At 70.0% G+C, this 17,418-nt stretch carries 15 protein-coding genes; 6 read left to right on the top strand and 9 right to left on the bottom strand.

The window, feature by feature from the left end; all coding sequences use genetic code 11:
- Window positions 1-7: 7 nt before the first annotated feature.
- The 4 genes from K415_RS22390 to K415_RS0101350 form a co-directional block, all read right to left on the bottom strand.
- Window positions 8-1,309: a M15 family metallopeptidase gene (locus tag K415_RS22390; protein WP_051480365.1), complete on the bottom strand. Its 1,302-nt coding sequence runs from the start codon at window positions 1,307-1,309 to the stop codon at window positions 8-10.
- A gap of 1 nt (window position 1,310) precedes the next feature.
- Window positions 1,311-3,728, bottom strand: coding sequence for a hypothetical protein (locus tag K415_RS0101355; protein ID WP_024285328.1), 2,418 nt, complete (start codon window positions 3,726-3,728; stop codon window positions 1,311-1,313).
- Window positions 3,729-3,769: 41 nt separating this feature from the next.
- Window positions 3,770-3,979, bottom strand: a complete 210-nt coding sequence (locus K415_RS23220; protein WP_197024624.1) for a helix-turn-helix domain-containing protein — start codon at window positions 3,977-3,979, stop codon at window positions 3,770-3,772.
- Window positions 3,980-4,188: 209 nt separating this feature from the next.
- Window positions 4,189-4,755: a hypothetical protein gene (locus K415_RS0101350; RefSeq protein WP_034660962.1), complete on the bottom strand. Its 567-nt coding sequence runs from the start codon at window positions 4,753-4,755 to the stop codon at window positions 4,189-4,191.
- Window positions 4,756-5,015: 260 nt separating this feature from the next.
- Between K415_RS0101350 and K415_RS0101345 the strand changes: the two genes are divergently transcribed.
- A complete protein-coding gene (locus K415_RS0101345) occupies window positions 5,016-5,651 on the top strand; it encodes a hypothetical protein (RefSeq protein WP_024285326.1) in 636 nt (211 codons plus the stop codon).
- A 54-nt stretch (window positions 5,652-5,705) separates the two neighbouring features.
- Here the strand turns inward: K415_RS0101345 and K415_RS0101340 are convergent, their stop codons facing one another.
- Window positions 5,706-8,315 (bottom strand): hypothetical protein, encoded by a 2,610-nt coding sequence (locus K415_RS0101340; protein ID WP_024285325.1) that lies wholly within the window; start codon window positions 8,313-8,315, stop codon window positions 5,706-5,708.
- Window positions 8,316-8,398: 83 nt separating this feature from the next.
- Window positions 8,399-9,388: a hypothetical protein gene (locus tag K415_RS0101335; protein ID WP_024285324.1), complete on the bottom strand. Its 990-nt coding sequence runs from the start codon at window positions 9,386-9,388 to the stop codon at window positions 8,399-8,401.
- A 102-nt stretch (window positions 9,389-9,490) separates the two neighbouring features.
- On the opposite strand from K415_RS0101335, the gene K415_RS0101330 reads away from it, so the two are divergent.
- Entirely contained in the window at window positions 9,491-9,769 is a 279-nt protein-coding gene (locus K415_RS0101330; protein ID WP_024285323.1) for an AlpA family transcriptional regulator, read from the top strand.
- Window positions 9,770-10,185: 416 nt separating this feature from the next.
- Here K415_RS0101330 and K415_RS0101325 read toward each other — a convergent pair whose 3' ends face one another.
- Window positions 10,186-10,554, bottom strand: a complete 369-nt coding sequence (locus K415_RS0101325; protein WP_024285322.1) for a hypothetical protein — start codon at window positions 10,552-10,554, stop codon at window positions 10,186-10,188.
- A gap of 1,441 nt (window positions 10,555-11,995) precedes the next feature.
- On the opposite strand from K415_RS0101325, the gene K415_RS0101320 reads away from it, so the two are divergent.
- The 4 genes from K415_RS0101320 to K415_RS0101305 all read left to right on the top strand — a co-directional run bounded on the left by K415_RS0101320 (window position 11,996) and on the right by K415_RS0101305 (window position 16,278).
- Entirely contained in the window at window positions 11,996-13,330 is a 1,335-nt protein-coding gene (locus K415_RS0101320) for a hypothetical protein (RefSeq protein ID WP_024285321.1), read from the top strand.
- A 224-nt stretch (window positions 13,331-13,554) separates the two neighbouring features.
- Window positions 13,555-13,926 carry a hypothetical protein gene (locus K415_RS0101315; RefSeq protein WP_034660959.1) on the top strand — a complete coding sequence of 124 codons (372 nt, stop codon included), beginning with the start codon at window positions 13,555-13,557 and terminating at the stop codon, window positions 13,924-13,926.
- 535 nt (window positions 13,927-14,461) lie between these two features.
- Window positions 14,462-14,716, top strand: a complete 255-nt coding sequence (locus K415_RS0101310; RefSeq protein ID WP_024285319.1) for a hypothetical protein — start codon at window positions 14,462-14,464, stop codon at window positions 14,714-14,716.
- An 86-nt stretch (window positions 14,717-14,802) separates the two neighbouring features.
- Window positions 14,803-16,278 (top strand): hypothetical protein, encoded by a 1,476-nt coding sequence (locus K415_RS0101305; RefSeq protein ID WP_155859313.1) that lies wholly within the window; start codon window positions 14,803-14,805, stop codon window positions 16,276-16,278.
- A 360-nt stretch (window positions 16,279-16,638) separates the two neighbouring features.
- On the opposite strand, the gene K415_RS0101300 is transcribed toward K415_RS0101305, so the two are convergent.
- Both K415_RS0101300 and K415_RS24445 read right to left on the bottom strand, forming a co-directional pair.
- Window positions 16,639-17,013, bottom strand: a complete 375-nt coding sequence (locus tag K415_RS0101300; RefSeq protein WP_197024622.1) for a hypothetical protein — start codon at window positions 17,011-17,013, stop codon at window positions 16,639-16,641.
- 1 nt (window position 17,014) lies between these two features.
- The gene (locus K415_RS24445) at window positions 17,015-17,338 is read right to left on the bottom strand and encodes a hypothetical protein (protein WP_024285316.1); all 324 of its coding nucleotides are present in this window, start codon (window positions 17,336-17,338) and stop codon (window positions 17,015-17,017) included.
- Between the last annotated feature and the right edge of the window lie 80 nt (window positions 17,339-17,418).

Raw genomic sequence — 17,418 nt, 5'->3', positions numbered from 1 at the left:
CGGGCGACTACGGGGTGGGGGCGACGACCGGTGGCGGCTCGGGTGAGCCCATGAACTCCCAGTGCCACGGCTCGTCTGGGCCCTGGACGCCCGGCAACGTCCACGGGGGCGAAACCCACCCGAAGGCGGGGGCGTTGGCCATCATCCACAGGTAGTTCGGCTTGGTGTAGTCGCCGACCCCACCGAACCCGATGAGGTCTAGGGCCATGCCCAGGCCGTGGTTCGACTTGCCGGCCTCGGCGGCGAGGTATCCCAGCTGCCGCTTGAGCTCGACCTGCCGGTCAAAGTTCCGGTAGGACGAACTGATTCCCAGGGGCTGGCCGCCGTGGTCGGCCTTGTACAGCTCGTTGAGCTGGGTCAGGGCGGTGACCGCGTCGCAGCGCGCCAGGTGCGTCGGTGCCCACGGGATGATGCACATGGCGGCCGGTGGAATATGCCCGTTGGCGTACCCGCCCCACTCGACAGGCTTCCGGTAGACCCCGTCCCAGGTGGTTGTGGGGGCGTCGACCCCGACGAGCTCGCACCCGGCGTCACCGCCCCGGATCTCCAAGGTCACCGGCCGGAGGATCGCCGTGGTCGCGTCACCCAGGTCGGGGCGGTCCAAGGCTGGGTGGACCCCGGCGAGCGGGGTGGTCGCCCACAGCTCGTCGACCACGTCCTGGGCGAAGCCCTGCCATTGCGCATATGCGGCCGGGTACCCGGACCTTTGGACGGCCTGGGCTGCGATCGTCAGCGAGAGGGTCGGCCAGCCGGGCACATCGACGAGGCCGGGGTTGGTGGTCGCGCCGTAGAGGAATGCCGTCGTGGCGTAGATCGGATCGCCGAGCTGTTCCGTCGTCCCCCACCCCATTGAGGGGCGCTGCTGGAACAGACCGAGGGAGTCCTGGTCGCCGCCGCCCAGGTTCGTCAGGCGGGACTCCTGCATGGATGCCGCGATCGCCACGACCGCCGCCTGCCGGGCGGTCAGATCGTCAGCCCCACCGGGCACGACCGTCGCAGACCGCACGACCCCGACGATTGTGGTCGCAGCTTCCTGCTGGGCGACGGTCAGGTCCGCCCAGAGTGTCGCGTCCTGCTCGGTTGCGACCGGGTCAGCGAAGCACCGGCCCGTGATCGCTTCCTCCTCCTGGATGGCGAGGGTCGAGGCATCCTGTGCGGCGGCCGTGCTGATCGTCGCCACCCCGAGGATCAGGGCGAGCGGGAGCAGCAACACCAGGGCGGCGGCCCCGGCGATCACCGCCCGCCCCTTCTTGGTCTGCAGCGCTTGGGCGGCGAGCTGGAGCGCCAGCCGCCCGAGGATGGCGCCCACGTCAGTAGTCCGATGGGTAGGCCATGCGGAGCTCGAACCTTCGCGCGTCCTCGAAGCCCCGAAGGGCAACCCTGGCGTCACCGTCCAGGCCGTGGCGGGCTGCGACCTCGTCAGCGGACTGACCGGCGACGATCGCGTCCCGGACCGCTTCCGCCAGGGCTGTACCGTCACCCTGCTCCGCGGCAGCAACCCGCACGTTCGCGGCACCGACTCGCTCCTGGGCGGCGGCCACCAGCTGGATGGTCGGTGCGAGGCGCTCGCTCAGCTCGGCGTCCGCCTGCCAGGCCGCCGCAGCAGGTTCGACGCCCTGCGCGACGAGCTGCTCAACGCGGGCCGTCGCAGCGACCTGACCTGCGTCACGGGCGGCAACCTGTCGGGCCTCCGCGACCGTGAGCTCGGCCTTCGCCGCGGCGAGTTGGGCTGCCGCCGCCCGCAGGGACGCCGCACGCGCCTCCGCCAGCTGCGGGACCTCCATGACCTTCGCCCACGCGTCGCTGGTCCGACGGCCAGCATCGACGTGTCCTTGAGGGTCCTGGTCGAACGCCTCCCCGCCGGGTGCCCGGCTGAAGCCGCCGCTATCGCCGCTGTCCCCGGCGTCGCCGGGGGTTGCCTTGGCGACCGGGCCACGGGAAGCACCACGACCCGCGTGTACTCCGGTCCTGACCGCCGACCGGAGGGAGTGCCCGCCGCCGTTGTGCAGGAGGGCCTTCCCCGCCCCGGCAAAGTGCGCACCCTTACCCGCAGTCGCCGCACCAACACCAGCGGCGACCGCGCCCAGGCCGAGCTGCTTGGCTGCGCCCGTCGCCTTGTCGCCGTGACCGTCACCCTCAGGGAGACCCGCAGCGGACAGTGCCATATCCCGGACCTGCCCGGCGAGCTTGAACCCCGCGATCGCGACCACGACACCGAGCAGACCGACCGCCAACGGCCGGAGCAGCACTGGCACGACCGGGGCACCGGCGGGCGCACCGACCAGGGTGCCGGCGACCAGCTGCTGCAGGGCGGCGAGCATGAAGATGACGAGGCCCAGGACCACGCCGGTGGTGATCCTCCTGATGATCGTCGCCACGACCTTCTCGGCCCACCGCCGGCCAGTGGCGACGTCCTTGAGGGCGAACAGCGCGACGACTGGCGAGATGACGATGAGCAGGATCAGTTCGATCTCGGCCATCAAGACGGCGATGCCGAGGGCCGCGACGCCGACCATCGCGGGGATCAGCCCGAGCGCGGTAAGGGAGGCCGTCATGCCCGAGCTGGTCGCTCCGCGGGCGTCCTGGTAGCTGTCGGGGAAGCTGGTCGCCAGCTCGGAAAGCATCGCCGTACGGACGACCCACTTGTAGCTGCAGAGCTCCCCCTTCTCGAGGTCGGCAAAGTCGGGGTTCGAAATGTCGATGGTCTCCGGCGAGCTCCCGGAGATTGAGCACCGCGCGTCCGGGGCGGACAAGATCCTCGAGGACTCAGCGGCGGTGTACGCCCCGGTCCACCGCCACACCTCACCCCAAGTGGGCTGGTTCTCGACCCGCGCCGGGATCGCCTGGACCGGGACTGTCACATCCCACGCCTGGGAAATATCCGGCACGCCCCCGTCGGCGGTGAAGTGCAGGCTCGACGGTGCTGGCTGCGCGCCGAGCTCACCAAGAACCCCCGCGGCCCACGTGTCGCCGACCAACACCTCCAGGACGGAGTCGGAGATTGACCCGGATTCGCACCCGCCCGAGGGTGCGAGGGCGGCACAGCGGGTCAGCTGTGCGGTCGCGCGGTTCGCGGTCTGAGCGAGCCCGATCCCCGTGGGGGTGGCGAAAATGCCCGCGATCGCGATGACGATCAGCATCCACGCCAGATCACCCCAGCCCTTCTGTCCTCGGCCGCGGGCGATCCCGAGGATGACCGTGATCAGCGCGAGGGTGATCACCAGCGGCGCCCAGGCGACGAAAACGTGCTGCTGGAGGGCCGTCACCAGGCCCTGCGCGAAGCCCAAGAGCGTTTCAGCGAGCGACCCGCCGAGTGAGAAATCGAGGATCAGACCAAGGAAGCGCAACGGGAGGAGGGCGAAAACATCCCACAAGACCTTGGCGGTGCCGACCGCCCCACTCTGCAAAGCATCCCCGCACGGGGTCAGGCCGAACGAGCTGAAAGTCAGCCCCAGGCCAGCGGGGTAGCCCTCGCGCCCACCAGCAGAAGTGACGACCGCGTACCCATCCACATCCAGGAGCTGGTTGGTCACCCCGGCGGTGCCCGTGCCCGCGATCGGCGCCAAGGTCTGGTTCGGGTCGCACGGCCCGGCGGCGGCCGGCTGAGCACCAGCGAGGGCGCCGACGATCAGTGCGCTGCCGACGAGGACTGCCGTGAGCGACGCGGTGATCGCTCGCCGCTGCCACCACCGGCGAGCGGGGGCTGGGGCCTGGGCGGGTGCGGTCATGGTTGCCACGTCCTTCCGTGCGCTGGTCGTGCGGGGCCGGGTCATCGGGCTGAGGGAGTGTCGAGCCATGCGCTCAGGTCGGCAGGGCGGATGAGCACACGCCTGGGGGTGGGCCGGCTCGCGGGCAGGTGCCCGGCCTGGATCGCCCGGCGAAGGGTGCGCGTCGATAGGGAGGTCAGCCGTGCTGCCCCGGCCACCGACAGGCGCTCCGGGTCGTTGGTGTCCGCTGGTGTCCGCTCGTGGCTGCTCATGCTCCCAGTCTGCCCGCAAACGTCTAGACAGTGGCGGCTCAAACAGGCGCCAAAAATACTGTCGTGTAGCACACACGCGGAGGTCAGCGGTATCTGCGCGCCGACCATCGAGGAACGGGCCGCCTGGTGACGTAAAGACACCCGCCCCCGTGGTGGAGGCGGGTGTCGTGACGGTCATCCCAGCGGGTCAGCGAAGCCCTAGGCAGGGCTCACGGTCGTGCGTGGCGAGCGGCGGTGACCAGGACGGTGAGGCCCTGACGCGTCATGCCGGCTTCGGCTGCGAGGGCGGTCAGGGGTTCGCCGGCCTCGAGACGGGCAAGCCACGCCGCACCAGCGGTCGCGCGCTGTGCTGCCTGGGCTGCTCTTGCGGCCGCACGGGTGGCGCGGCGTTCTGCTTGCCGGGCGGCGGCTGCTGCCTGCCGGGCTGGGAGCGCGGCGAGACGGCGAGCTTCGGCCGCGTCCGCACGGGCCTGGCGGGCGACGGGGGTCAATGCGTCGTCACGGTGGACCAGAAGGTGCACCTTCGGCTTCGCGATGCCGTCAGCCGCTGCGATCTGAGTGAGTGTCTCGCCAGCTTCGAGGCGCCCGCGCAGGGTGACGCTGAGGCTGGTACGGAGCGCGAGCATGATCCCGGCGCTGGGACCGGTCAGCCGGCGCAGGATGTGCTCGAGGACCAAGGACCGTTCGCGGGCATCGGGGATGCTTGTGGCCCGGGCGACCAGCTCGGCGAGAGCTCGGTCCGCGGCGGGGATGTCGAATGTCAGGTCCGGGTCCATGAGCACCATCGTACGCGTACGCCCGGACGGGTTACCAGACCTGTAACCGGCGCGGCGGCGGGCGGCGGGGGCGAGGGGGCTCACTGCGTGCGGCTGGGATGCCGATGAGAGGGCCGTGGGGCGCTCCGGGGGCCTTCTGAGCACGCGGACTGTCCAAACATCGGCCGCACGGTTCTAGGTCTGGTAACCGTATGGGCGTACGCGTACGATAGTAGTAGAAGGTCGAACACATGTTCGGCTCACAAGACAGGGAGAACGCCATGAACACCAGCCGCACCGCACGGTTCGCCGCAGCTCTCGCGCTCGGTGCCGGCCTCGCGCTCGCCCTGACCGGGTGCTCGCCGACCGAGGCCGAGGCACCCACCCCGCGCGCCGAGGCGACCGCCCTCGAGCCGGCCCCCGTCGAGGCGACCGTCGCCCCCGAGGTGCCGGTCGTTGCCGCACCGGCTGTCGGCGCGGTCATCACCGACGCTGAGGTCGCCGCAGCTGAGGCAGCCGGCCTGGGCGTCTACACCACGGCCACTGGTGAGCTGGTCGTCATCGACCCGGCCGCACCGGCCCCGCAGGTCATCCTCGACGAGGCAGCGGCGAGTGGCTATGGAGCAACAGCTGCTCCGGACGACGCCACCCGGGAGGCGCGGACGGCCTCCCTCTTGGGCACCGGCGAGCGGGCCGCAGAAGCGGGCAAGCGCCTGGTGTTCGTCGTGGCCGGTGGTCAGTACGGGCAGGACGGAACCATCGAGAAGGTTCTGTATGCGGTCGTCACGAGCGCGACCGAGCTGCGCGCCCCAGGGGGCAACGCGGACACCATCGAGGGCGCCACTGCCATCGCACAGGCCCGCATCGACGCGCAGCCCGACCCGGCGATCTACGAGATCGTGGTCCTCGCCAGCTGAGCGACATAGGGAAGGCCCCGGAGCGTGTGCTCCGGGGCCTTCTCTATGGGCGGGTCAGACTCCGACCTGCCCCTCGCACGTCCAGATCCCGCCAGTCCAGTCGGGCTGGCTGTCTACCTTCTTCTCAGCGTTGATCCCCCAGGAGGCGCTGATCGGCTTGCCGTCACCGTCGTAGGAGTTGACCTTGTAGTTGAGGATGAACGGTGACGGCTTGAAGTAGTTCGCGGAGAAGTTGCTCAGCCACGTGCCTTCCAGGGAGCCGGGGCTGACCGTTCCGCCGCCGGTGCATCCGGAGGGGAACGTGGTCGTGTACCCGGCCGGGATCACCGGGGGTGGCGGTGGGGTGACAGTCACGGACCCGCAGCCCACCCAGCCGGAGTAGACGGTGTTCCAACCGTCAGTGTTCCGGGTCCGCGCCGACCCGGTGTACGTACCGGCGTTCAGGCCGGTGCGGTAGTGGGCGGGGGAGTATTCGTAGTCCCCGGTGCCACCGGAGGCGTTGATCGTGGCCCAGCCACCCGGTGCTTCCCCGCCGCCAGAGAGCGAGCAGCTGGGTGCCGCCGCCGTCAAGGTCTGCGTGGACGCTGAAATCTGCACGGCCACGTCGTTCCACCCGTCAGAGTTGCGGGCGGTCACCAGGAAGTCGGTTCCGTGCGTGAGTGGGTCCCACGTGGAGGTTGTGACGTTGGCGTCGGACCGGACGAACTCGAGGGTCAGGGATGACGCGTTCCCATTCGCGGTAGCCATGGACGCGGTGATCGACCGGGTCGTTGAGGACGCCGAGGTGATTCCAACCCCCAAGGTCAGGGTTGTGCCTGCGCACGTGGCCGGGTCGGACCACCCGGTCGTGTTCTCGGTCTTGACCGTGAACGTGTTCCCGGTCCCGTGGGTGAGCTGGTCGATGACGAACGGCGCCGCCGCCTGAACCCCGGTACCGGTCGGTGCACCCACCCCACCAGTGGTCGAGAACGCGTTCGTGCCCGCGTCAGTGGCGGCGGGGTTGACGGTCACGGTCATCCCGCGGGTGCTGATCGCCCCAGTAGTGCACGTGGGGGTCGCTGGGCGTTGCAGGGCGAACGACGTACCAGACCACGGTGAGCAGCCCGACGCGTTGCATGCCTGCGCCTGGTAGTAGGCGTACCGGCCACCGGGGCGTGACGTGTGCGTCTGGGTGGCCGCAGCCGTCTCACCCCACAGGGCGCTGAACGTCCCCGCGAGGGTTCGGCCCTCGGTGACCCACCCGCGATCCCGGCTGACACCAGCCTTCGAGGTTGGCCCGGCACCAACCCATGGGGCGTACGTGCGGGTCACGACGTTCTGCCAGGAGTCGTTCGGGGTCGCAGTCAGGGTGAGTGCGGCTGGTGCGGTGAACGCCCCCGCGGAGACCATCGCGGCGGACAGGATACGGGCCCCACCAACGAACGTGGACGCCGCGGTGACCCCTGAGCCGATCGGGATGCGACCGTCTTCGCTACCGGTGCTCAGCTTCTGCTCGAACCGGTTGACAGCCACCACCCGGTAGGTGTGGGAGTGCCCGTACGTCAGGGGGTCCGTCCAGGTCAGGACGTCACCGAGGGTCGCAACGAGGGCGTCGTCGCGGTAGACGTCGTAGGAGGTCGCACCGATCACATCCGACCAGGTCACGGCGATCGTTGTGGGTGCACCGGTTGCGGTCACTGTGGTCGGTGCGGCGGGGCGCTTGCCGGCCACGACTACGTTCGACTCCGGACCCGACTGGTTGTGGATCGTCCGCACCGCCACGAGATAGATCGCGACGTACCCGTCCGGGACTCCGAGGTCCGTCCAGGTGTAGATGTCGGAGTTGGGGTCCTTGGGGACGTTCATGATCGGAGTCCACGGGGCGATCGGAGTCCACGCGGGGATCGCCAAGTCGCCAGCAACTTCAGGCTGCATCGCGCGGTAGACCGTCCACATGGTCGTGGCGGTCGGTGACAAGTCGGTCCACCTCAGGACCGGGTGGTCCCGGCCGGGCACGACCGTGACGATCTCAAGCAGAGGTGCGGTGGCGTGAACGAACGGCTCGTCGGTCCCGGGTGTCTCCCCGACCCCGTCGAAGGCCGCAGCGGTGGACATTTCGAGAGGAAGGGCGTCGGTCCGGGTCGAGTACGGGTCGGCGACCAGCGACCATCGGACGAGTGCGATAGCCCGGAAATCCGTGATCGGAAGATCGATCGTCCGGAGCGTTTCCGCCAGGTAGGAGAACGTTGCCGTCTGGGTGTACCGGGCGGAGACGAGGACCTTCTCGGAGCGCTCAGAGGGCCCCTCGCACGCTTCCTGCGCGAAGAAGACCGTGGCGACGGTCAGGGTGCCAGCGACCGGGTCGGCGACGTACTCGCGGAGGTTGCAGACCCCGAGCCTGACCACTGCGACCGTCAGCCTCTGAGGTTCAGCAATCCGGATGCTGACGGCCTCGTCGACGTCGCGGGTGAGCTGACCGGATGCGTTCCGCAGGCCGGCCCACTGCTCGACCCGTTCCGTGTGCTCGACCATCGTCCGGTTGATGAGGTTCATCGCCCCCACGCCGATTGCGCCGAGGAGCACCGCCAGACCCATCGCGACGAGGAGCTCAACGAGCGAGTTTCCCCCGTCGCGGGGTTCGGCGCGGTAGCGGCTGCGGAGGCCGGTGCGAATCTTGCTGATCATGATGCTTCTCCCACCTTTGAGGACCGATCGTACGTTGATGTCTAGACGTGCCCCCAGGGTGGTGGGTGGGGCGGTGAAGCGGTTCAGGCGGCGGCGACCTCCCCCGTAGCGGTGCGGTCGGCGAGGATCCTGTGGACCCGTGACTTCCCGAGCCCGAGACGCTCGGCGATCGCCCGCTCGGACAGGCCCTCGGCACGGAGCTCAGCAACCGCGGCCTCTTCGGCAGAAGCCCCTACGGCGACCGGGGCGACCACAGGGGTGCGAGCCACCAGAGGGAGAACGGGGGCGGCAGGGGTGGCCGGGCGGGCTGTGGTGGCCTGCGCGGGGGCATCCACTGCCACGCCAGCCTCGCGGAGGGCTGCCTCGGCGGCGGTGCGGCGGCCGGCGACCTTCGCTTCGGCTTCGAGGCGAGCGAGGCCCCGAGCGGCAACGGTTTCGGCTTCGAGGCGGGCGACCTCGGCGGCCACCTGGGCGGCCCGACGGGCGGCGTCGATCTGCCCGGCAGCGACGTCCTGGCGTTCCTGGGCGGCGCGGGAGCGGTCCGCAGCACGGCGTTCCTTCGCCCGGTGGGCGTGCTCGACGTGCTGGGCTTCAACGGCTGCGGCGTGGGCGGCTTCCTGGGCGGCGATCTCGGCAGGCGTCGACGTCGCGACCCACGCGAGCAGGTGCGTGGCCCACCACACGAGAAGCGGGGGGATCGCGGCGTAGGCAGCGCCGACGATCTCCTGCCAGCCCGCAGCGGGGCCGTCAAGGGCGTGCGCGGCGTTCAGGACGGCGGAGATCAGGGTCAGGCTGGCGACGGCGACCCACAGGGCACGGACCCGGCCGACGGTCCCGCGCTGCCGCTCGTGCAGGGCCATCGCGGTCCCGATGAGGATGCCTGCGTCGACTGTCACGGCCATGAGCCACTCGAGGCCGGGGTGGACGTTCGCCCAGCCGGCGACGTCGACCAGCGCGGAGGCCGAGAGAGCGAACGCCGAGGCGAACAGGCTTGCGACCAGCGCGACGACAACGAGCCGGTAGGCGGGGGCCTCGGGGTTGATCCCCCAGGCGGGCCGGGCGGTGCTGGTCACGTCGCCCCTAAGTGTCGTTCGCTGGTGCAGTAGCCCTAGTCTAGACGGTACTCCAGACAACTTCTACGCCAATGCGTCTGTAGATGCACGTAGACTTGGGCCATGAGCGAACCAGCACCGACCTCGCCGCCGCCGAGCGCCTACACCGACGCCGCCACCCTCGCCGCGCGGTTGGGGATCTCGCGGCGGACCCTCTACCAGCACCTCTCCCACGAGCGCCCCTACGTGCCCAAGCCGACGAAGCTCGCCGGCAGGTGGGTCTGGCTCACCTCCGACCTCGAGGGAATCGAGGCCGTTCCCCGCCCCCTGGGCAACCCCAACTTCGGGCCGGGGTACCGGCCGGAGCGGAAGCCGCCGACGCCGGAGGACGCTCCCGAGTGACCCCCACTGGTACGCACACGGCCCCTCACCTTCCCGGTGGGGGGCCGTTGCTGTGCCCGGTTCGGCCGGGGCGGTTCGCGGACCGGTTCGCGGTTCAGCGGCGCGGTTCGACCAGACCGGTTCACTGCGAACCACCAGGGCGGTTCAGGTGGTTCGGCCGGACCGGTTCACCGCGAACCAGGACCGGTTCAGCGGGGCGGTTCATGGACCGGTTCGTGGGGCAGCGGGGCAGCTCTGTGGGGTGGTTCACTGCGAACCACCCCGGTTCGTGGGGCAGCTCGGTGCGAACCGGGGTGGCGGTTCAGCGGGGCGGTTCGCGGCGAACAGGGGCGGCACGAACCACGGACCAACCTGCGACCCCGCCCCACCACCGCCGAGGACCGTTTCGGTGTCCCCGACGGTGGTGGGCATCCGGCCTAAGACCGGCCGGCGAAGGCCCCCGCGAGCGCGGACATCGGAGCCACAGCTTCGGGGATGACCTTGGCGGGCTGGTCGGCCTCGACAGCCTCGACGACGACCCGCCGGGGGCGACCAGGCCGGGGGCGCACGATCCCAGCGACCGCCTCAGGGAGCCAAAAACCGGTCCTCCCGGCGATGTAGTCGGGGGCGGGCACCCACGGCCTAGGCCCACGTGTGGCGGCCCTAATGGTCGACTGCGCGCACCCGAAGCGTCCGGCGAGGTCGGCGACGGTGACCAGCCGGGCAAAGGGCTCCCGGAGGTCAGCTCTGGCCTGCTCGGAGGTGGGGTCGGAGGCGGGGGTGGTCGCGCTGGTGTCAAGGTCCATGTCTAGACGATACCCTGTCGTTGGCACCATCGACAGGGTTTCCGAGGGGGTTGCCGCCGGCCCCGCCCCGGCCGGGGATCGGAGCGCACGGCGAGCGGGAGCGGCAGGGTGGACAACCCCCGCCCACCGGTGGCCCCCCAGCCCCACCGAACCGTGGTTCGCCGCGGATCGGAACGGCCCGAACCGCCGCCGCCGGGAGGGTGCCCACCTCCCGTTCCGGTTCTCGTTCTTCGGCGGAAGACCAAGTACCTCATCGGGTGCTGCCCGCCGGTGACCGGATCGGACGCAGCGCAACGAACCCATCCACCACCCCGTGCTCTCTTGGTCCTTCGGCAGCTGACCAGCCCACCCCGCGCGAAGCTGTCGCCGCATTGGTGTGGTCCCGGCCAAGGCTAAGGGTGGTCACCAGCGCGAGTTTCGCTCGCCCGATCTGGCCCCTGGGGGGCCAGTCGTTCGCGCTCATCTCGCTCGTAGGCCGAGTGACCCCGTGCTGTGGCCCACCCTCCTTGGTCTTCTTGGTGCGGTCGCGGGCGTCGCCCGTTGGCTACGCGCCGGGGCGCGTGCCCCCGGTCGTCTGCCCTGCTCGTAGAGGGTGGGTCGCAACCACATGGCTGGTTCTTCGCGGTGACGTGTGCTGCCGCTTCGGTAGGGCGGGTAGTGCGGCGCGCAATGCCAACCCCGTCGCGTGGCTCAGCCATGCGTGAACGCACCGAATCGCACTCGGCCGGCCACAGCGCACCCACCCTCGGGTCACCGCCCCGTCCGGCCCGGCCACGACCGTGTGCGCCCCCGACCGGACCGACCAAACTGGTCCGCTCCGTGACGGCACGACAGCGGTCACCCCAGCCACGGTTACGGACTGTTGCTCTACCCCAGCCAGCGCTATCTACCGCCCAACCCGACCACCCCCAAGTAGGGAGCTGGCGGGCGCGGCCAGTGGACCGAGCGCAGCGAGGGCCAGTGGTTCGACCGTCGGCGACCGGACCACCCAGCAGAAGGGAGCCCACGGCTGCGGCCAGTGACGGAGCGCAGCGACGGCAGTGGTCCCGCCGTGGGCGACCGACCCGGACCGACCAGCCGGACAGCACAGTGCGGCACAGCACGTTCGGGAAGCACGGACCGGGACAGAGAGACAGATCGCACTGACCGAGGCCGAAGGTCACCCCCCACGTCAACACCACCAAGACGCCACCACCCAGCACGGTCCAGACATCCCCGCCCCTAACCACCAATAAAGGGGGTGTGCGGGACGAGGCCGCATGGGGGACAAATCGGGTGTTCGCGCAGGTCAGGATGCTGGGACGAAGGTCTGGCACCAGGCGGGGGCTACGAAATGTTGAGGTTGGCGCCGCAGTTGCCCTTTCGGCGGTGGTCGCGACCACGTAGATTCGTGTCTAGACGCCGGGCACGCCGACGTGGTTCAAGCTCGGAGGTAGTGACCATGTCAACCAAGCCGCCCCCCTACTGCCCGATCGCTCTCGACGTGGCGATCATGGCCTTCCTCCTCAACGCCGGGCATGCGCGCGCCCACCAGATCGTCGCGTGGACGGCCGCATCTGGGCCGCACGTCGCGAAGCGCCTCGGGGTCATGGGCCGGGCCGGGGTGATCCGGAAATACCCCGCGGTGCCCCGGCTGACGGTCGAGGGGTCGGCGCTGCCGGTGCCGTCACCGACCATCGTGTACGGCCTGACCGGCCGGGCACGGGCGCACCTGGGACCGGTGGAGGTTGCCGGGTCCGGGGCGGTCGTCCAGCTCGGCTTGATGACCGGCCCGCCGAAGGGTGGGACCCTCGACCACAGCCTCGCAATGGTCGACTTGGCGATCTGGTACCGCATGTACGGCGCGCAGATCGCCTGGGAACGGCAGATCATCGCCTCGGAGCGGGAGTCGACGTTCACCCCGTCCAGCGAGCCGTACTGGACGGCCGTGGTCACCCGGGATGTGATGAGCATGGACCTGTGGGTCCGGCTCACCGGGGGGCGGCGGCAGACCCTCGCCCACCAGCCAGACCTGGGCGTCGTCCTGCCGGGCGGGCAGGAGGTCGTCGTCGAAGCGGAAATCAGCCCGAAGTCCGCGGAGCGGATCCAGATGGCCATCCGGGCCAACAACGGCCGGCGCGACTCTTCCCGGTGGCAGGCGTGGCATATCTACCACACGACGACCCGCAAGCGGATGAGGGTGGCCCTCAGGGGAAGGGAAGCCCAGTACCCCGGCGATCCGGGCGTCCTGCCAGGGATGTTCTACCGGTTCATGCCTGACCTGGTCGACGGCGTCGGGATCACCGCGGACCTGCGCTTCCGGACGTCGGCGGCCCAGCCCGGCCCGGCAGTTGCCCCCGAGCTCTCCACTCTGACCGTCGAAGCCGCGTGGGCGATGTGGCCGAACCACCACCCGATGGGCCTCGGCCAGACCGAGCAGCGCGGACAGACGGACTGGTCCGCGGAGTGGCGCACCGGTCCGAACAGGACAGCCGAGGTTCGGGCGGCAATGGCCGCGAAGGTCAAGGCGACCCTCGCCCGCCGGGTGTGGGTCGAACCGCTCGCCGAGCAGATCATCGACGGATGGTCCGAGGCGCTGGGTGCCTGGGCAACAAGGGAAGGGATCACCACGGCGAAGGCAGCGATGCGGATCGCCCTGCAGGTCGACGCTCGCGCCGAGCGGTACCTCGAGGACAACGGGTCGCGGCCAACGAGGGCGCTGATGGTCAAGGCGATCAGCAAGACCATCCGGGAAGAGACCGCGAAGACCGCCCGGAAGGTCCCCAAGGCCGCCTGACCGACCCGGCGCCACCGAAGGGGACCAGACACTGCGTCTGGTCCCCTTCCTTATGCCCCACCACGGCCCGCCCGGCGTCCGCTGCGGGCCGTAGCGCGCACCACGGCCCCACCGGTGCCCCCAAGCCGTCCTGGGGGCTCTACGGGGCTGGCGGCGTCTAGGCGCATATGGCCGCCCACCTGGGAATCTATCGCCCGCGCGTCTACACGTTGTACGCTTCCGGCATGTCGGCCACCGCACCCCCACCCGAGGACGACACCGGCGCTCTCTTCAGCCCGGAGCGCCGGGCGAGCGGCAGGCCGATCAGCGACCATGAAGCACTGGCGCACGCCCGCCGGGTCGGCCGTATCCAGCAGGGCCACGGCCGCAAGCTCTCATCTCTCGCACCGCCCGACGAACTACCGGCGCCCGATTTGCGTGTCATGACGGCGATGCGGCTACCGGCGAGGCTATTGATGCGCGTTCGGGCAAAAGCCGCGCTGGAGGGGGGCCGGACGGTCACGGACGTTGTCGAGGAGGCAATGCGCGGCTATGTCGACAGCGCCCCGGACGCCCAGGTCCGCTACGTCACGCACCGCCGGCCACCAGGCACCTGAGGCCCGAGGGTGGGTAGGGGGTGGGCCACAGGATCTGTTGCCCCCCTCTGCGTTGAGCGCAGACAGGGGGTGTCACCGGTGACACCCCCTCCGGTGAGGCAATGTATCCCTGAGCATACATCAATGTATCCCTGGGCATACATCTATGTATGCCCAGGGATACCCGTAAGTATGTTGCAGTGAAGGTAACCAGTACGGAGGTGAGTGAGTGTTCCCGGCGGCGCTGCGCTTCGCCGGCGCGCGGGCAGCCAGCTGATGCCATTTCATCCTTGCTCGCTCTTGAGCGTGAGGAAGACCAAGCCGAGCGGCACTGCTCTTAAGGCACGCTAGGCCAATGTATCCCTGGGCATACATTGGCTGTTCGCCAGGATCGGGACGGGTTGCGGCGCTGCGCCCGCCGTTCAGCCGGGGGTTTTCCTCGCTCGACTGCCAGTGTGACGCACGTCACAATAACCGGACTGCTACCTCGCCGTAGAAGTTGTCGGAGCTGTGACGTAGTGTCTATACGACAGCCCGAACCGATCAAGGAGCCATCATGGCGAAGCAGCAGGTCGTCACGGACGACCACATCACCGAGCTCGAGGCTGCGCTCGACGGGCGCGTAGACGCTGAGGCGGCCCTGACGGCCGCGCGAGCCGCGTACGCCCTGACCGTCGAGCGGGTCTACCGCACCGGCGGGTACAGCACCTACGCCCTCGGTGCGGCCCTCGAAACGTCGCACCAGCGCGTCTACGCCCTGATCCGCGAGGGTCGCGCCCACGCCGGCGCCCACCAGACCACAAGCCACTGACATACGACGACACCCCCGCTGGTTCACGACTCGCGAAAGTCGTGGCGGGGGCGTCGTCATCCAAGCTCCAACAGAAGGGTACCACGATGGGAAAGCACCTAGTGCGCTACGCGCGGCAGCAGCGCGCGATCAAGGGCAGCGTCGTCGCCTCTCTCCCCAAGGCCGCCTACCTGCTCTACGAGCGCATTTGTGATGAGATCAACGAGTTCGAAACCGAGTGGACCGGCGTCACCAACGACCGTTCCGCCGAGAATGTCCTCGCGATCCACGAGACGCGGCTCACTCGCCAGTTCAGCCTCGAGGTGATGGGCGGGTGGTTCGAGATCAACCGTGACGCCGTCACGAAGCGCCTCCGCCCCCTGCTGGTCGTTCCTCTGCTCGAGCGGACCGTTCCGGGCGGCTACGGGCCCTCCCTGACTCGCGTCGTTCTGCCCCACCGGGCCGACCCGATGCTGCAGCACACCCGCCGGGCGGCGATCGTGCACCTGCACGGCCACCGGGCGCAGTGGCCCGCGACAGCCGGCGACCTGACGGTCACGGCCGAGACGACCGCCGCTCAGGTCGTCGACGCCCTGGTCGAGCTGTGGCGCCGCGAAACCCCGACGATCATGCGTGGCTGGCAGGCCCAGGCCACCGCGCCCGCCGACACGGTGGCGATGGCGATCCCCGCGATGCTGGGCGCGTGGTTCAGCGACACCAAGGGTGCACCTGCCCGCGTCCTGGTGGTCAGCGTCAGCCCTGCACTACCGGCCGGCATGACCGATGCCGGGTGGGGGGAGCCTGAGGTGGCACCCGTGCCGGCCGAGTCGGACACCGATCTGGCGCTCGAGGCGCTCCGGACGTACTGGGCGGGCCGTGGACAGGCGCAGAACCGGATCGTTGCCAAGGCGTGCTTCAAGGTCCTGACCGATGCCGGGTGGACACCCGCAGAGGTCACCGCCGGTGTCTTCGGCGGATGGCTCGACGCGGTGGCGATCACCCGCCCCTCAGACGTGAAGAAGCTGCTCATCCCCGACGAGCTGTGCTCTCCCGCCGACCACCTCAAGAAGGAGACGCGCACGGCCAAGCGCGCCGCGGCGATCGCGGAGAAGGAAGCTGTGGCCGCGTACGACGCCGCTCGCGGCACCGCCGATGAGGGTGCCGCCCTGGACGCGCTCATTGACGCCTCCCTCTCGCCGGACCCGGCCCCGTACCAGCCCGGCCCGGAGCACCCTGCGGGCTACGCCGAGGCGATGGGCAAGATCCACGCACGGGCGACCGCCGCGTCCGCAGCAGCCCGCGCAGAGACACCCACGCCCGCTCCTGCTCCTACGGTCGGGGCGTTCCAGGACGGCAACCAGGCCCCGTGGGCCGAGTACACCAAGGACCCGGCGGCCGAGTACACCAAGGACCCGGAGGCCGAGTACACCGAGGACCCGGAGGACGACATCCAGGACGCCGAGTTCGACGAGGACACCCCCCTTACCGGGCCTTCGCAGGCCCGCCTAACCGCCCAGGAGGCGCGCCTGCAGGCAAGCTATCGCGAGATGGCGGAGATGTTCGGTGAGGAGTACGTCGCGTAAGGCGCAACAAGACCCCGGCGCGCGCGCCACGGGCCTCCTGGGCGGGCAGTGACCCCTGCCCCCTCGGATTCCGAACCCCCTCACGTTAAGGGGGTCCGGAATCCGAACCCCCCTGACTCTGAGGGGGTCCGGATTCCGAGCCCCCACGCTCGCACGTGACGGACCCCCACGGCCCGGCTCCGGACGTTTCGCCTAGGCGCAAGATGCCGTGCGTCAATGCGAAACGTCGGCGGGGAGCGCGCGTGCTCCCCACGGCCCACGCCGGCACCCCCGGACAGCCCCGTACGACCCCCTGGGAGCCCACGACAGGCCGAGTGGCAGGCCGCCACCGTGGGTGCCCCACGGTGGCGGGGAGGGGTGTCAGGCGGATGGGGGTGCCGGTTGGCGGACGCGCGGTTCCGCCGATGACTCGGTGACCCGGCGTCCCTTCCTTTCCTGGATGTGCCGGCCCAACCTGCCCTCGGAGACCCGTGTGTACTTCTGCCGTGCGGCTTCCCCGGTGGTGCCGATGGCGGCGCCGATCTGCTGCCACGCGAGCGACTGTTTCCGGGCGCGCTCGACGACGTAGGCGAGCTCTCGTTCAGCTTCTGCGCGTCGTAGGGCGGCGAGGCGGAGCGCGGTGACTGGATCAACCGTGCCGAGGTCACCGGCCGTCGGCTCGTACGCCTCGAAGCGGGCGGCGAGGTCATCGGCCTGGTTGAGCAGGTCGTCAAGGGATCGCGGCATGGTGGTCACCTCACCTCAGGAAGCTTAGGAACTGCGTGCGGGCTGGCATGGCGTGGACGATGGCGAGGTCGCCGTGCCAGACCACGATGCCCACCTCGAGGAGCTGGGCATTCGAAGCTTGGCCGAGGACCATCGTCATCCCTTCACCGGCGTCGAAGAGTTTCAGGTAGTGCGTGACGGCGTGGATCATGTCGTCGTCTCCCACTCGGTGCCGGTAGGCACTCGGAAGGATCAGGAACCGCCACGGGTCACCGCCCCCACCGAGCACAAGGTACCTTGTGATGCGCTCCTGGGGCGAGAGTCCGGCCTGGTCCGGATCGGACCGGTCATCCATCAGCGGCGCGACGTCCGGGGCTCACGGGTGGAGCGTACCGAGGCGGTCTGACCCGCGCGGGGACGTCACATTGCGACGCG

The sequence above is a fragment of the Cellulomonas sp. KRMCY2 genome (assembly GCF_000526515.1).
Taxonomy (GTDB): Bacteria; Actinomycetota; Actinomycetes; order Actinomycetales; family Cellulomonadaceae; genus Actinotalea.
This window is presented reverse-complemented; position numbering and strand designations above follow the sequence as displayed.

Coding starts and splice junctions, on each gene's coding strand:
- K415_RS0101305 (WP_155859313.1), top strand. CDS start 14,803: ATGGGAAAGCACCTAGTGCGCTACGCGCGGCAGCAGCGCGCGATCAAG.
- K415_RS0101330 (WP_024285323.1), top strand. CDS start 9,491: ATGAGCGAACCAGCACCGACCTCGCCGCCGCCGAGCGCCTACACCGAC.
- K415_RS24445 (WP_024285316.1), bottom strand. CDS start 17,338: ATGGATGACCGGTCCGATCCGGACCAGGCCGGACTCTCGCCCCAGGAG.
- K415_RS0101350 (WP_034660962.1), bottom strand. CDS start 4,755: ATGGACCCGGACCTGACATTCGACATCCCCGCCGCGGACCGAGCTCTC.
- K415_RS0101340 (WP_024285325.1), bottom strand. CDS start 8,315: ATGATCAGCAAGATTCGCACCGGCCTCCGCAGCCGCTACCGCGCCGAA.
- K415_RS0101345 (WP_024285326.1), top strand. CDS start 5,016: ATGAACACCAGCCGCACCGCACGGTTCGCCGCAGCTCTCGCGCTCGGT.
- K415_RS0101355 (WP_024285328.1), bottom strand. CDS start 3,728: ATGACCGCACCCGCCCAGGCCCCAGCCCCCGCTCGCCGGTGGTGGCAG.
- K415_RS0101325 (WP_024285322.1), bottom strand. CDS start 10,554: ATGGACCTTGACACCAGCGCGACCACCCCCGCCTCCGACCCCACCTCC.
- K415_RS0101320 (WP_024285321.1), top strand. CDS start 11,996: ATGTCAACCAAGCCGCCCCCCTACTGCCCGATCGCTCTCGACGTGGCG.
- K415_RS0101315 (WP_034660959.1), top strand. CDS start 13,555: ATGTCGGCCACCGCACCCCCACCCGAGGACGACACCGGCGCTCTCTTC.
- K415_RS23220 (WP_197024624.1), bottom strand. CDS start 3,979: ATGAGCAGCCACGAGCGGACACCAGCGGACACCAACGACCCGGAGCGC.
- K415_RS0101310 (WP_024285319.1), top strand. CDS start 14,462: ATGGCGAAGCAGCAGGTCGTCACGGACGACCACATCACCGAGCTCGAG.